The sequence below is a fragment of the Oleiharenicola lentus genome, from assembly GCF_004118375.1.
Taxonomy (GTDB): Bacteria; Verrucomicrobiota; Verrucomicrobiia; order Opitutales; family Opitutaceae; genus Lacunisphaera; species Lacunisphaera lenta.
In genome coordinates, this window is sequence record NZ_SDHX01000001.1 from 465,368 (window position 1) to 480,712 (window position 15,345).

The following is a 15,345-nucleotide window of genomic DNA, read 5'->3' on the forward strand; positions in this document are numbered from 1 at the left end:
TTCAGGATTTGGGCGCGGAGTTAAGTTCCCGTTCGCGCAGCCAGGCGAAGATGACGGGGGTGACAATGAGGATGTGGACGAGGCTGGACAGCATGCCGCCGACAACCGGGGCCGCGAGGGGGCGCATGATTTCCACGCCGGTGCGGTCGGACCAGAAGATCGGCAGGAGCGAGGCCACGGTGGTGGCGACGGTCATGACCTTCGGCCGCAGGCGCAGGCGGGCGCCTTCCTTTACGGCGGCGAGTAGGGCGCTGCGGTCAAAGGCCGCGCCGAGGGTGGCGCGTTTTTGGGCCAGCGCCTCCTCCAGGTAGACGACCATGACAACGCCGGTCTGGATGGCGGTGCCGAAGAGCGCGATGTAGCCGACCCATACGGCGACGCTGAAGTTGTAGCCGAGGGCGGCCTGCAGCAGGACGCCACCGGTGAGGGCGAAGGGCACCGCGAGAATAACGTGGGCGGCTTCCGCCACGGAACGGAAAGTCATCACGAGCAGCACGAAGATGATGACGATGACGGCGGGGAACACGTAGCCAAGCGTGCGGCGTGCACGGAGCTGGTGCTCGTATTGGCCTGAATATTCGAGGGTCATGCCGCGATCGAGTTTCACCTCCCGTTCGACGCGCTCCTTGATGTCGTTGACGAAGCCGCCGAGGTCGCGGTCGGTGACGTTGGCCTGCACGAAGACGCGCAGGCGGCCGTTTTCCGAGGCGATCTCGTTGGGCCCGACGGTGCGCCTGATGTCGGCCACCTGGCGGAGCTGGATGAGCGCGCCGGAGGGCGTGGTGAGCGGGAGTTCGCCGAGGCGGTCGAGGTCGTTGCGGTCGGACTCCTCGAGGCGGACCTGCAACGGCCAGCGCTCGCGACCCTTCAAGGTGGTGCCGACGGTAGTGCCGCCGAGACCGGTTTCGATGTATTCATACACTTGCTTCACGCTGAGCCCGTAGCGGGCGAGGTCATCGCGGCGCACCGCGATCTCGAGATAGGGTTTGCCCTGCACGCGCGATGGGGCGACGCCGGTCGCACCCTGGATGCGGTTGATCACGCGCTCGACCTCGAAGGCCTTCTTTTGCAACGCATCGAGGTTGTCGCCGAAGATCTTCACTCCGACCTGAGCACGGATGCCGGTGCTCGTCATGAGGATCCGATTTTCGATGGGTTGGAGAAAGCCGGGCACGTAGCCGGGCACGTTCATCAGCTTGGCGCTGAGATCAGCAATGATGGAAGCCTTGGTCGTGCCTTTGGGCCACTGGCTCTCGGGTTTCAGCATGATCGTGGTCTCGATCATCTCGACCGGAGCGGGATCGGTTGCGCTTTCCGCGCGGCCCAATTTACCTGCCACAGAGGCGACGGCGGGGTGTTCGCTCATGATCTTGTCCTGCCAGGCCATGATACGCTGGACCTCGGTGAGCGAGGTGGCGGGCAGCAATACGGGCATGAACAGCAGCGAACCTTCCTCGAGCGTCGGCATGAACTCGCTGCCGAAGCCCTGGGTGTGGCGCGCGACCGCTTCAGGCAGGCGGGCGTTGACGCCGCGCGGCAGACCGAAGGCCACGAGGCAGGAAACCGCCAGCAGGGCGAAAGCAAGGCCGAGCACGGTCTTGCGGTGCACGAGCGCCCAGTCGAGGACCGGTTCGTAGAGCTTCAGCAGCGATTTCATCAGCCAGTTCTCGCTCTCGGGCTTGAACGGCCCGCGCACGAGGATGGTGCAGAACACCGGCACGGCCGTCACGGCCAGCAGCACCGCACCGATGAGGGCAAAGGACTTGGTGTAGGCGAGCGGGTGGAAGAGCTTGCCCTCCTGGCCGGTCAGCAGGAACACCGGCACGAAGGCGAGGATGATGACCAGCATCGAGAAGAACATCGGCCGGCCGACCTGCGTGGCGGCCTCGAGGGTGTGCGTGAAAACCTCGGGCGGCGTGAGGCGACGTTTCAACACCTCCTCCGCCCGCTCGCAGTGCCGGATGACGTTTTCCGTCATGACGATGCCGGCGTCCACCAGCACGCCGATGGAGATGGCGATGCCGGTGAGCGACATGATGTGCGACGGGATGCCAAAGCGGTCCATCAGGATGAACGAGATCAGGATCGAGGCCGGCAGTGGCAGCGTGACGATCAGGATGCTGCGGAAGTGGAACAGGAACAGGATGTGCGCGAGCGTCACGAGGATGATCTCCTCGGTCAGCGCGTGTTTGAGCGTGTTGATCGCGCGGTCGATCAGGTCGCTGCGGTCGTAGAACGGCTCGACCGTCACCCCCGGTGGCAGGCCCGGGGCGAGGGCGGCGAGGCGGGCCTTCACGTCCTGGATCACCCGGTGGGCGTTTTCGCCGTAGCGCATGACGACGATGCCGCCCACGACCTGCCGGCCGTTGACGTCGAGCGCGCCGCGGCGGAAGTCGCCGCCGATGCGCACGGTGGCCACGTCGCGCAGCCGCAGCGGCGTGCCGTTGCGCGGCTGGAGGGCGACGGACTCGAGGTCGCCGGCCTCCTGCACGAGGCCGACGCCGCGCACGATGTATTCGGCGCCGTTCTCCTCGATGGTCCGGCCGCCGATATTGCGGTTGCTCGCGGCAACGGCGTCCATGATTTCGCCGAGCGTGAGGCCGTATTGCTTGAGCTTGAGCGCGGAGACCTCGACCTGCCACTGGCGCACGAAGCCGCCGATGCTGGCGACCTCGGCCACCCCGGGCACGGCGGCGAGCTGGTAGCGGACGAAGGTGTCCTGCAGCGAGCGCAACGATCCGAGGTCCTGCGTGCCGGACTCATCTTTCAGGTAGTATTGATAGATCCAGCCGAGGCCGGTCGCATCGGGTCCGAGGCGGGCGACGACGCTTTCGGGCAGCAGGTCGCCGAGGGAGTTGAGCCGCTCCAGCACGCGGGTGCGGGCGAAGTAGGTGTCCACCTTGTCCTCGAAAATCACCGTGAGGAAGGAGAAGCCGAACATCGAGGTGGCGCGCACGGTTTTCACCCCGGCGAGGCCCTGCAGCGAAACGCTGAGCGGGTAAGTGATCTGATCCTCGACTTCCTGCGGGCTGCGGCCCGGCCAGTCGGCATAGACGATGACCTGGTTTTCCGACAGGTCGGGAATGGCGTCGATCGGCACGCGGGTCAGCGCGACCGCGCCCCACGCGCAGAGCGCGAGGAAACCGGCGATCACGATGAACCGGTTGTGGAGCGACCAGTGGATGAGACGGTTGATCATGGCGTGGCTCCGGTTGAGGCGTGGGCGCAGGCGGCGGCTTGCGCAGCGGTGTGGCCGGCGCAGCAACCGTCACCGGCGGCGGCGACCGCGGGGCCGGCCATCGCCAGAAGGTAGCCGGCGACGTTCACCGGCGGGTGGCCCGGAGGCAGAGAGGACAGGTCGGCCTTGGCCTTCGGCTGTTCGGAGGGGGTCGGCTCGGCGTCGAGTTCTTCGCCGCATTCGAGCATCGCGGAGCCAAAGAACGGATTCCGCAGCTCGGCGTCGCGGGAGAGCCACCGGCCGTTGCCGAGGACGGGAGTCATCGGGCACTCGAAAACGTGGAGGCTTTCGCGGTGATGGACGTGCTCGGCGCGGACGAGGCCGACCAGCGCGGTGCTGAACGGCTCGAAGTTGCGGCGCACGGCGTCGAGGTCGGGCCCGTCGGCGAGACCGTCCTTGAATCCCCCCAACGGGCCGCGCGCGGCCGGGGAGAAACCGCCGAGGTAGGCCTGGAGCGCGGCGCGGAGGGCGGGCAGGTTCTTCTGGTAGGCGGGCAGATCGTCGGCCGCGAGGGCCGTGGCGGCGTCGGCGGCGGAGAAGGCGAGGGCCTTCAACAGGGCGTAGGCGGCGGCATCATGCTTGGGTTCGCCCGCGGCGACTTTGGCCGGGGCCGGGCTGCCGTGGTCGTGGGCAGTGCTCCCGAGGGCGGCGTGGGCGAGCTCGGCTTGTCCGTCGAGCAGGAGCGCCCCCTGCGTCACCACGCGGTCCCCGGCCTTGAGGCCGGCCAGCACCTCCGCGGAGATGTCGCCGGTGCGGCCGAGGCGGATCTCGCGCGCGACGTAGCCGTGTTCGGCGGTGTTCACGAAGACAACCGGTTTGCCGCGGTGCTGGAGCACGGCGCTGCGCGGCACGAGCAGGACCTCGGGCGTTTCGGCCAGCACGGTGGCGATGCCGGTCTGGCGGTGGAGCAGCTGGCGGCTGGAGTTGTCGAGGATCACACGGGCGCGGGCCGTGCGGGTGGTTTCGTTCAGATTGGGATCAATGAACGCGATGGGTGCCGTGAGGATCTGGCCGGTGAGGGAGGGCAGGGCCAGCTCGACCGTCTGGCCCGGGCGGATCCACGCGAGGTCTGGCTCATAGACGTCGAACACGAACCACATGCGGGAGAAGTCGCCGATCTCGAAGAGCCGGTCGTTGGTCTCGACATACTGGCCCTCGTAGACGGCGCGGGAGACGACTGTGCCGGACATCGGCGCGCGGACGTTGACCATGGCCGTGGGCAGCAGGGTGCCCTCGAGGATGCGGATTTCCTCCTCCGTCAGGCCGAGCTCGAGCAGGCGTTCGCGGGCGGAGGCGCGTTCCGAGACGGTGAAGGCCGTGGTGCCGGCGCGCAGGCGCTCCACGTAGGTGCGCTGGGCCGTGAGCATTTCCGGGCTGTAAACCGTGGCGAGCGGCTCGCCCTCGCGGACCTCGGCGCCGACGTAGTTGACGTGCAGCTTCTCGATGCGGCCCGGGACGCGGGCGGCGAGGATGCGGTGGCGGGTCTCGTCGTCGTCAATGACGCCGTTCACGCGCAGCGTGCACACGAGCGGGCCGCGGGTGACCTCGGCGGTCTGCACACCGGTGACGGCGGCCTGCGCGGGCGTGAGTGTGACGAGATTAGGATCGAGCGGCTCATTGGCGGCGCCGGACTTGGGCGCAGCCGCGGCCACGAGCGCCATGCCGCAGATCGTGCACTTGGCGTCGGGTTTGTCCGACTTGATCCACGGGTGCATCGGGCACTGGTAAACCGCCGCGTGGTCGTGGCCGGAGTCGGCGCCGGTGACGAGGAGGGCGGCGAAGAGGAAAGTGAGTAAAGGGAGAAGGGTTTTCATGACGGGTCCTGAGGGAGACGAAGGTGGGCGGGAAATCTTACCGCGCACGGACAGGCGGCGCGGAAATGACGGTTAAACACCGCGCAACGGGACGCGCGGGCACACTGCTCCCCGGACTCAGATCAGGAAGCTGCAGTGCGCCTTGAACAGGGGCACACTGGCAGCGGGCGTTCCCCGGTGGGACACGCTGCCCGCCGGCGACTTGGCCGGAAGGGAATCAACACGGACGTAGAAAGTTTCGAAACGGGCCTTGGGCGCGGGTGTCAGCTTGCGGGCCTCGCTGCGCTGGGCGGCGGCGACCGGGAGCTGGAGGAGGCCCTGCGCAGCGGCCGGGGCCGGCGCGCAATCGGGCATACCGCAGGCTCTAGCCTGATCTTCGCAGCAGCAGCATTCCCCGCCCGCGAGCACCGGGAGATCAACGGCCTGCACCTGCGCCAAGGCGGCGCAGAAGACGGCAACGAGGATCCAGACGAGACGTTTCATGGCGTGGGAATTGTCATTACAGATACTGATGGGAGTCTTCCTCGCAACCCGATATTCCCCTTCAGGCAGTCGGCGCGAAGCGAAGGACAAAAAATGCGCGGGCGGATGCGCGATCAGGAGCGACCACTAAAAGGCCCGACAACGCACGAATGGCGGCGAAACTCTTGCCGGATTCCCTGTGACCCAACGCGATGCGGGTGCCGGTTCAGCCGGCTTTCTGCGTCGCAGGCACCGCGGCGGGAGCTGGGGCTGCGGCCGGTTTGCTCGCAGGTTTCTTGTTCTTGGCGATCGTGATCAGTGCGACGCCGGCGATGATGATGGCGGCGGCGACAAAGATGCGGGGCGAAACGGCTTCGTGGAGCACGAACCAGCCGAGGAAAACGGCGACGACGGGATTCACGTAGGCGTAGGTCGAAACCTTGGCGGGCGTGCTGTGCTTCATCAGCCAGGTGAAGGTGCTGAAGCCGATCAACGAACCGAAGACGACGAGGTAGGCCCAGGCCGCGACTGACCGGCCCGTGATTGCCGCGGCATCAAAGCGGCCGAGCTCCCCGGTGGCGAGGCTCGCAAGCAGCAGCCAGCCGCTGCCGCAGATCATCTGGATGCCCGAGGCGGTGAACGGTTCGGCGGGTTCGCGCACGTAGCGCATGATCATCATGCCGACGCCCCAGAAAAACGTGGCGCCGAGCAGGCCGAGCACGCGCAGCGGATCGAGGCCGTTGACGCCGGTGGCCAGCACGTCGGGACCGACAAGCATCGCGAGGCCGACGAATCCGAGGCCGAGGCCGGCGAAGGTGAGCGTGTTGGGCCGGGTGCCGCGCGAACCGTCCTTGGACCAGGCGTGCACGGCCCAGTCCATGAGCACGATGAACACGGGGCCGGCGGAGATGATGAGCGTGGCGATGCCGGAGGGCACCTTCTCCTCGGCCCAGGAAACAAGACCGTTGCCGCCGAGACAGAGGAAGCCGCCGACGATGGCGTTGTCGCGCCATTGTTTGGCCGTGGCCCGGAAGCCGCGGGTGAGCGCGATGAACGCTGCGACGATGCCGCCCGCCACGATGAAGCGTGAGCTGGCCATGAGGAAGGCCGGCATGGATTCCACGGCAATGCGGATGCCGAGGTAGGTCGAACCCCAGATGAGGTAGATCGCGCCGAAGGCGGCGATGAGGGCGGTGCGGGAAGGAGCACTCAAAGGTAGAGGGATGAATTATGAAGGAAGAAGGGTCAGCGGGTCGCGCCGCCGTCGTTGCGCCAGTGATATTCCATGTAGACGGCGGTGCGTTGGGCGGTTTCGAAGCCGTGCAGGCGGGCGACGATGTGCAATGACAGGTCGATACCGGCGGAAATGCCGGCGGCGGTCAGGATGCGTCCGTGGTCGGTAAAGCGGACGTCTTCGCGCACGGTGGCGGTGGGCTCAAGTTCACGCAGCAGGTCGAAGCACTGGAAATGCGTCGTGGCCGGCGAGCCGGCGAGGAGCCCGGCCTTGGCGAGCAGGAGCGAGCCGGTGCAGACGGAGGCAACGATCTCGGCCTTGGCGGCGTTGCGCCGCACCCATTCGACAACGCGAGCTTGGTTGAGCAGCATCCGCGTGCCGTAGCCGCCGGGCACGAGGAGCAGGTCGGGGGCGGGCACGGTTTCGAGCGTGTGCTCGGGCACGACCTTGAGGCCGTTGCGCGCGCGGATCGTGCCGGGCGTGAGGCCGACGGTGTGGACGTTGAACAGTTTTTCGCCGGCCAGCTCCCGTGTGACCGAGAACACCTCGAAGGGCCCGGCGAAGTCGAGGACCTCGACGTCGTCGAAAAGGAGGATGGCGACGGTGCGGTTTTTCATCGAAGGACGGATGGCGGAGGACAGAGGACGGAGTGCGTGAGTCGAAGGGTGGAAATCGGGCGAGGGATTATTTGTAGCGGCGCTCTATGAGCGTCATCGTCGGTCATAGACCGCCGCTAGAGAGCCCTGCCTCACAGCTGCTGCTTGATGAGGTCTCCAAGCTTGCGAAGGGCGGCTTCGATCTCGTCGGACCACGGCACGCTGCAGCTCATGCGGAGGCAGTTCTTGTAGCGTTCCTTCACGGAGAAGAGGTTGCCGGGGGCGATGTTGATCTTGTGCGCGAGGGCGTCCTTGCGCAGGCGGAGTGTGTCCACCTTGGCCGGGAGCTCGACCCAGATGAAGTTGCCGCCCTGAGGCCGGCTGTAGCGCGTGCCCTCGGGGAAATGCTTCTGCATGCCCTGCGCGAAGCTGTGCAGGTGCTGCTGGTAGGCGCGGCGGAGCGAGCGCAGGTGGTGGTCGTAGCCGCCGTCGCGCAGGAACTCGGCGAGCGCCTTCTGGAGCACGACGGGCGTGCCCATCGTGTTGGTGAACTTCAGGCGCCGCACGCGCTCGAGGTAGCGGCCGGGCGCGGTCCAACCGACGTGGAAACCGGGGGCGAGCGTCTTGCCGAAGGACGAGCAGAGGAGCACGCGGCCGTCCTTGTCCCAGGCCTTGAGCGGCTTGGGCCGGACGTCGCCGAAATGCGTGTCGCCGTAGATGTCGTCCTCGATGGCTGGCAGGTCGTATTCGCAGAGCAGGTCGTAGAGGCGCGCCTTTTTCTCGTCGGGCATGACGGAGCCGAGCGGGTTGTGCAGGCTCGGCATGAGCATGACGGCCTTCACGTCGTTCTGCTCGATGGCGGTGCGCAGTTCGTCGAGGCAGATGCCCTGGCGGGAGCAGGTCGGAATCTCGAGCGCGCGGAGGTTGAGGCTCTGGATGATCTCGAGGAAGCCGAAGTAGGCGGGCGTCTCGATGGCCACGGTGTCACCGGGCTTGGTGACGGCGCGCAGCGTGAGGTTGAGCGCCTCGGTGCAGCCCGTGGTGATGACGAGTTCGTCGTGCGCGAGCGGCACGCCGGCCTGGAGGTAGCGGCGCGCGATCTCGCGGGCGAGGGGTTCGTAGCCGCGGTTGAGGCTGGAGCGCACCAGCAGCGCCGGGTCGCGGCGGGCGACGGAGCCGAGGATGCGCGCGAGCTTCTTCGTCGGAAAAAGACTGTGGTGCGGGCAGGCCGAGCCGAAGGGGACGTAGTCCTGGTTCTGCGCGAAGTCCATGACCTCGGCGGTGAGGTCGTTCACGCCGACGTAGGAAGGCTTGGCCATTGGCTTGGCCATGCGCGGCTCGGGCGCGAGGCTCGGCGGACGCGGCCGCACGTAGTAACCCGACTGCGGGCGCGCCTCGAGGTAGCCGCGGTTTTCGAGGACGGTGTAGGCCTGGAGCACGGTCGCGATGCTCACGTCACGCTGCCGCGACATGATGCGCACCGACGGCACGCGGTGGCCGGGGCGGAGCGTGCCCTGCTCGACGAGCGATTGGAGGGAATCCGCCAGCTCGACGTAGAGCGGGCGGGAAGCGCCGGGCGTGATGCTGCGGGCGGGGGTGCGGGGGGTGGCGGTGTCGATCATGGCGTGGCGGGAGTGGCCGCGGACTATACCTGAACAGTTTGTCAGACAGTAGCGGCAGCCGGCACAGATTGAAACCAGCACAGTTGCTTTCAAAGCGAAACTGTGACCATGACAATTTTCCCGGAAGCGGGACGCGTGAAAGTAAAAAGCGGCCCGGGTAGGGGCCGCTTCGGGTGTCGGATCGGAGGTAATTACCCGGGCGCGAACTTTCGGGGGCAGGTTGTCTCCCGGGATTCTGGGACCCAATCGGAGCGTTCCTGAGCGAGATCAGCAAAGTACGTTCCTACCGTCATCCTGAGCCGCGCGAAGGATCCAGCAGCATACTCGCTAGCGGACACTCTCTTGGATCCTTCACTTCGTTCAGGATGACAGGTTTCGATGGATTAAAGGACTTAGCGCCGAGCCCTAGAAACGCCCGTTCAGGCCGAGCGTGAAGAAACCGATGCCGCCGCCGTCGAGCGTGATGCCGCGGTCGAAGTAATCGAACTTCTGGTCGGTGATCACCCCGGCCTCGGCGGAGAGGGTGAGACTTTCGTTGAGCTTCCAGTCGGCGGCGAGGCCGACGCGGATTTCGTGGTAGTCAAGCGTCGTGTCGTCCACGCGCAGGCTGGAGATCGCAGGGCCGCGCGGGTCTTCGGCCACGTGGTAGTTGCCGCCCTGCACGGAAGCGCCGAGCGTGAGCTTGAGTGCATCGCCGGCTTGGTAGCTGACGCCCGCGCGCGGCATGCCGAGGGAAAATTCCCAACCCGGCGCGAACTTCCAGTTCACGCCGATGAACGGAATGACGGCCCGCTCCGAGAACCAGTCCGCGCGCAGGCCGAAAGCCCACGCCAGCTCCGGGCTGCGCACCCAGGTGGCGAGCAGCAGCAGCGGGGCGTTGAAGGCGTCGCCGCCACCGCCCTCGGTGTCGCCGTAAACTCCAGGGCGAATCGTGCCGGTCAGCATCCACTGCGTGTTGAGGCGATGGGTCGCGCCGAGCACCACGGAGAGCTCCTGCAGGGTGTCGGGCACGACGACGACGGCCGCCCGGTCGAAATCAAAGCGTTCCCAGTTGAGGCCGTAGGACAAGCGGGTCGTCGCAGTAAGCGCGGCGGACGAACGCCAGGTGGCGGCAAAGGCGGAAACCCCGACCTCTCCCGCTGGTGCGCCCCCGCGCGTCAGATCGCTGTCGGCCGAAATGGAAAATTGCGCCGTGGCAGTATGGGCCCCGCTTGGCTGGGGCTGGGCCCAGGCGGAGGCGAAGGCAGCAAGTCCGAGCGATAGGGTGGGTAGAACCAGGCGAAGCGGGGAAGGCATATGCTTGAGTTTACGCCCGAACCGTCCGGGCGTATGCATCTTCAGGTGAATTTTCAGGTTTCGATTGTTCCCTTCAGGTAAAGCACGGCGTGGCCGGCGATCTTCACGCGGTCGCCCGCGAGCTCACACCAGAGTTCGCCGCCGCGCGCGGAGAGTTGCCGGGCGTGGAGACGCTTTTTGCCGAGCCGGGCTGACCAGTAGGGCGTCAGCAGGCAGTGGGCCGAGCCGGTCACGGGATCCTCGGGCACGCCGACGCGCGGCGCAAAGAAGCGGGAGACGAAGTCGCAGTCCTCGCCGGCGCCAGGCGCGGTGGCGATGGTGCCGTATTGCGGGAGCGTGGCCAGTGCGGCGAAGTCGGGCCGGAGCGCGCGCACCTCGGCGGCCGTGTTGAATACGGCCAGATTGGCCTGGGCCTGGGCGTAGTGGGCGGGCGTGGCAGCGAGGCCTTGCACCAAAGCCGGCGGCGGTGGCATGGGTGCGGCCGGACGGGAGGGGAAATCCAGTTCGAGGCGGCCGTCCCCCAGTCGCTCGACCCGCAGCGGACCCGAGCGCGAGTCGAAGGTGAGCACGTCACCCGCGGCGCCCAGTTGCGTGAAAACGACAAACGCCGTGGCCAGCGTCGCGTGGCCGCACAGGTCCACCTCGGCGCCCGGTGTGAACCAGCGCAGATGAAACCGGTCCTCGCCCGTCTTCACGAAGAAGGCTGTCTCGGCCAGACCGTGCTCGAACGCCATTCGTTGCATGAGTGCCTCCTCCGGCCAGGTGGTGAGCGGCACCACGCCGGCGGGGTTGCCCGCGAAGGGCCGATCGGTGAAGGCGTCGATCCAGAAGAACGGCAGGCTCATGGCGCGAGTCAGCCATGACCGCGGAAATTGACCAGCGTCTTTGTGGTGTGCCGGCCTTCTGCGAGGGGGTTTGTTACTCGACATCGCGGGGCCCGGTGATTGCTATAAAAACGAGTCCTCCCTCCCGCCCTGCCCATGACACGCCGTGCCTGTATCCTGGCTCTTGTCGGCAGCATTTTGCTGCCGGGAAAGGTGCTGGCGGAGGACAAGGCGCTGGAGCCGGTCGTGCTGCAGCTTGCCTACCTGCACCAATTTCAGTTTGCCGGCATTTATGCGGCCCAGGAAAAGGGCTTTTTCCGCGAGGAAGGTCTCGGAGTGGAGGTGCGGCCGACCTCGCAGGAACGCCGCTCGGCTATCCAGGAGGTTGAAAACGGAAACGCCCACTTTGGCATCGCGCAAGGGCCGCAGCTCATTGCCAACCGGATGGAAGGCAAGCATGTCGTGGTGATCGCGGCCATCATGCAGCATTCGCCGCTGGTGCTCGTGACGCGATCCGAGGACAACCTGAACACCCCGCAGGACCTGATCGGCAAGCGCGTGGCCCTGGACACAACCTCCCTGCAATCGGAGATCCGTTTCATGCTGGAGCGCGAAGGGGTGGGGCAGGACCAGGTCACCCTCGTGCCGAACCGTTGGCAGGACAATGAACTGCTACAGCATACGGCTGATGCCGTGAGCGGCTTTCTGATCGACGTGCCCCATACGATGAAGAAGGCAGGTCTGTCGGTGCGCATCATCCGGCCGCAGGATTATGGCGTGGATTTTTACGGCGACTGCCTGTTCACCAGCGAGCGTATTGCGCGGGAGCAGCCTGAGCTGGTGCAAAAGGTGCGCCGGGCTGTGCTGCGCGGTTGGGAATACGCCCTCGGTCACCCCGACGAGATCATCCGGCTCATCCTGGAGCGCTATCCGGTGGGGGAGCGCGGGCCGCGGCTCCCTTGGATGGACGAGGAGGCGATGAAATACGAGGCGACCCACATGGCGCACCTCGTCAACATGGAGCTGGTCGAGCTGGGCCGCATCAACCCGGATCGCTGGCAGCGCATGGGCGAGATCATCCATGGCTACGGAGGGCAGGGTGAACTCGCGCGCATCGAGGGCATGCTCTACGCGCCGCCGGTTGGCCTGGCCCAGCGTTTGCAGGGCATCGCCACCTGGCTGATCGGGGGGCTCGCGGTCGCGCTTCTCGTCGCGCTGGCGGCCGTCCTGGCCAACCGCCGGCTCAAGCAGCTGGTCGAGCGGCGCACGGCGGAGCTGCGCGTCTCCGAGCAAAGGCAACGAGAGTATTTCGACGAGGCCCCCGCGCCGATCATGATCGAGGATTACACGGCTTTTGAGGCGGATTTCGCGGAACTCCGGGCCGCGGGCATCACCAACCTGCGCGCCCACCTCGCGGCCAATCCGGCGCTGGTGCGCACACTCCTGCGCAAGAAACGCATCGTGGCGGTCAACCGGCTCGCGCTCGCCCGCGCCGGTTTTGCCACGAGGGAAGAATTCGACCGGGGGTTGTCCGAGATCATGACGGAGGAGGGCTATGCGACTTTCGCCGAGGAGGTGGTCGCCTTGTGGGAGGGAGTGGACCGCCTCACGCTGGAACGCAGTTACCAAACGAAGAACAACGAGCTGATTCACTCGCTCATCAACTGGGAAGTGGGCTGGAAGGATGGCCGCCGCGACCTCGCCAACGTGCGTCTCGTGTTTACCGAGATCACCGAGCTCAAGCGCGCCCAACGGGCCCTGGTGGAATCGGAGGAGCGCTACCGGCTGCTGTTCGAGCAGGCCCCGCTGGCCGTCGTGGAGTTCGACTACACCCTCCTGCGCTCGTGGTTCGCGGAGCTGCGCGCGCAGGGCGTCACCGATCTGGAGGACCATTTCCGGAGCCATCCCGAGGCCCGCGCGCTCATGCTGGCGAAGTCGCCGCTGGTGAACGCCAATCAGTCCACGTTGCAGCTGCTCGGGGCGAGCTCGAAGGCTGAGCTGGTGGCGCGCCTCTCCGATATTTATACGGAGAGCACGATTCAGGTGCGGTGCGACAACGCCGTGCGGATCTGGAACGGGGTCCTGGCCGCCAACGGGGAGTTCGACATCCGCCGGCTGGATGGGGCGGTGCGCAAGCTCGCCTACCACTGGCGCATGCTCAACCTGGACGGCCGTCCCGCCTTCGGCCGCACCCAGACGGTGCTGGTGGACGTGACCGAGCGGCTGGCCGCCGAGCGCGCGCTGCGCGAGAGCGAAGCCCGCTACCGCGAACTGTTCGAACAGGGGGCAGGCGGCATCTACCGTTCCACCCCCGAGGGTCGCTTCATCACGGTCAACCCCGCGTTCGCGCGCATGTTCGGTTTTGCGAAGCCCGAGGAAATGATCGCCTGGGCCGAGCAAAAGGCCGTCCCGTCGATCTACCTGAAGCCCGGCCGTCGCGAGGAATTCCGTGCGGCCTTTGGCCAGTCGGGCCAGGTGAGCGACTTCGAGTCCGAGGTGCAGCGGCGCGACGGGCACAGCATCTGGATCTCGGAAAACGCCCGCGAGGTGCGCGACGCGGCGGGCCGCCTCCTTTACTACGAGGGGTTTGTCACCGACATCACCGCGCGCCGCCAGCTGGAGGCGGAGATGGGCCGCGCCTCGAAGCTCGAGGCCGTGGGCATCCTCGCCGGCGGCATTGCCCACGATTTCAACAACATCCTCACGGTCGTGCTGGGCAACGTCACCCTTGCCGAGGCCGACACCGACGCCGGCAGCGCGATCAACGCCCGCCTGGCCGATGCCCGCAAGGCGACGATGCGCGCCCGCGACCTCACCCTGCAGCTGCTCACCTTTGCCAAGGGTGGCGAACCGGTGAAGGCCGCCGTCGATCTCCCCGAGCTGCTGCGTGAGTCCGCCTCGTTCTCGCTCCACGGCGCCAAGGCGCGGGCCGAGTTCCAGATCGCCCCCAATCTTTGGTCGGTGCACGCCGACAAGGGCCAGCTCGGTCAGGTCGTGCAGAACCTCGTCATCAACGCTGTCCAGGCGATGCCCGGCGGCGGCGTGGTGAGCATCGTGGCCGAGAACACCGAGGTCGCCGCCGGCACGCTGCCGGTTGCGCCGGGTCGCTACGTGCGCCTCACGGTCGCCGACAACGGCACCGGCATCGCGCGCGAGCACCTGGCCAAGATCTTCGACCCCTACTTCACGACCAAGGCGCAGGGCAGCGGCCTCGGGCTCGCCACGGTTTATTCCATCGTGCGCAAGCACGAGGGCCACATCGAGGCCGACTCCGAACCCGGCCGGGGCACGGTGTTCCGGGTTTGGCTGCCTGCAGGCGGCACCCCGACGCGCAAGTCCGGCGGCTCGACCGGCAGCCGCTCACCGTTCCGAGCGCGCGTCCTGTTCATGGACGACGAGGAGCCCATCCGCGGCATGGCCAAGATTTTCATGGAACGCCTGGGTTTCGACTGCGAGACGGCGGCCGATGGTGGCGAAACCATCCGGAAGTATCAGGAGGCGATGCAGAGCGAACGGCCCTTCGAGGTCGTGCTCATGGACCTGACCGTGCCCGGGGGCATGGGCGGACGGGAGGCCATGGAACAGCTGCGCCGCCTCGATCCCGGGGTGCGGGCCATTGTTTCCAGCGGCTACTCCCGCGATCCCGTCATGGCCAACTACCGCCTGCACGGTTTCCGGGCCGTGCTGCCGAAACCCTATGGGCTCGAGCAGCTGCGCAAGACCATGAACGACGTGCTGGATGTGCCCGCCAACGCCTCCTGAATTTAACAGGCTTTTGTCGCACAAACCGCGGGAGTTGCGGTCAGGAGCGGGCATGAACCTTGATTCCCGTCGCTCAAACCAAACCCGTCCCCTTCGCCTCGTCGCCGTCCTCTTTCTGGCCACGGCTCTTCCCTGGCTGACCGGTTGTGTGGTGGTGGCCGCCGGCGCCGTGGGCGCCGGAGCCGTCGCCTATGTTCGCGGCGAACTGGCCTCCAGCGTGGAGGCTGACCTCGAAGCGACTTATGCCGCGGCCCAGCGCGCCCTCGCGAAGCTGGAGTTTGCAAAAATTGATCAGCGCAAGAGCGGGCTCGACGCGCTTCTCGTCCATCGCACCGCCTTGGACAAGCGCGTGGTCATCCAGCTGAAGAAGGTCACCGACCGCCTCACCAAGATCGAAATCCGCGTGGGCGTGGTGGGCGATCAGGAGCTTTCGCTGACCCTGCTCGACAAGATCCGCACCGAGCTGAAGTGAGCGGGCCGGCGGGCGTTTTGCGGGG

Annotated in this window: 10 protein-coding genes; 2 read left to right on the plus strand and 8 right to left on the minus strand. The window is 66.7% G+C overall.

Features of this window, described 5'->3' with window-relative positions:
* Position 1: 1 nt before the first annotated feature.
* The 8 genes from ESB00_RS01945 to ESB00_RS01980 all read right to left on the minus strand — a co-directional run bounded on the left by ESB00_RS01945 (position 2) and on the right by ESB00_RS01980 (position 11,107).
* Positions 2-3,199 carry an efflux RND transporter permease subunit gene (locus tag ESB00_RS01945; RefSeq protein WP_129046046.1) on the minus strand — a complete coding sequence of 1,066 codons (3,198 nt, stop codon included), beginning with the start codon at positions 3,197-3,199 and terminating at the stop codon, positions 2-4.
* Positions 3,196-5,052: an efflux RND transporter periplasmic adaptor subunit gene (locus ESB00_RS01950; protein WP_129046047.1), complete on the minus strand. Its 1,857-nt coding sequence runs from the start codon at positions 5,050-5,052 to the stop codon at positions 3,196-3,198. The genes ESB00_RS01945 and ESB00_RS01950 overlap by 4 nt, the downstream gene beginning before the upstream one ends.
* A 117-nt stretch (positions 5,053-5,169) precedes the next feature.
* The gene (locus ESB00_RS01955; protein ID WP_129046048.1) at positions 5,170-5,535 is read right to left on the minus strand and encodes a hypothetical protein; all 366 of its coding nucleotides are present in this window, start codon (positions 5,533-5,535) and stop codon (positions 5,170-5,172) included.
* A gap of 205 nt (positions 5,536-5,740) precedes the next feature.
* Complete coding sequence (locus ESB00_RS01960) at positions 5,741-6,727, minus strand: EamA family transporter (protein WP_129046049.1); 987 nt, start codon at positions 6,725-6,727, stop codon at positions 5,741-5,743.
* Between the two features lie 32 nt (positions 6,728-6,759).
* Entirely contained in the window at positions 6,760-7,365 is a 606-nt protein-coding gene (locus ESB00_RS01965) for a DJ-1/PfpI family protein (RefSeq protein WP_129046050.1), read from the minus strand.
* 131 nt (positions 7,366-7,496) lie between these two features.
* Complete coding sequence (locus tag ESB00_RS01970) at positions 7,497-8,966, minus strand: aminotransferase-like domain-containing protein (protein WP_129046051.1); 1,470 nt, start codon at positions 8,964-8,966, stop codon at positions 7,497-7,499.
* A gap of 405 nt (positions 8,967-9,371) precedes the next feature.
* Entirely contained in the window at positions 9,372-10,262 is an 891-nt protein-coding gene (locus ESB00_RS01975; RefSeq protein ID WP_129046052.1) for a DUF6268 family outer membrane beta-barrel protein, read from the minus strand.
* A 53-nt stretch (positions 10,263-10,315) separates the two neighbouring features.
* Positions 10,316-11,107, minus strand: coding sequence for a PhzF family phenazine biosynthesis protein (locus tag ESB00_RS01980; protein ID WP_129046053.1), 792 nt, complete (start codon positions 11,105-11,107; stop codon positions 10,316-10,318).
* 135 nt (positions 11,108-11,242) lie between these two features.
* Here ESB00_RS01980 and ESB00_RS01985 point away from each other — a divergent pair, with 135 nt between their 5' ends.
* Positions 11,243-14,848 (plus strand): ABC transporter substrate-binding protein, encoded by a 3,606-nt coding sequence (locus ESB00_RS01985; protein WP_129046054.1) that lies wholly within the window; start codon positions 11,243-11,245, stop codon positions 14,846-14,848.
* Positions 14,849-14,900: 52 nt separating this feature from the next.
* Positions 14,901-15,320, plus strand: a complete 420-nt coding sequence (locus ESB00_RS01990) for a DUF3568 family protein (protein ID WP_164975983.1) — start codon at positions 14,901-14,903, stop codon at positions 15,318-15,320.
* Positions 15,321-15,345 lie beyond the last annotated feature (25 nt).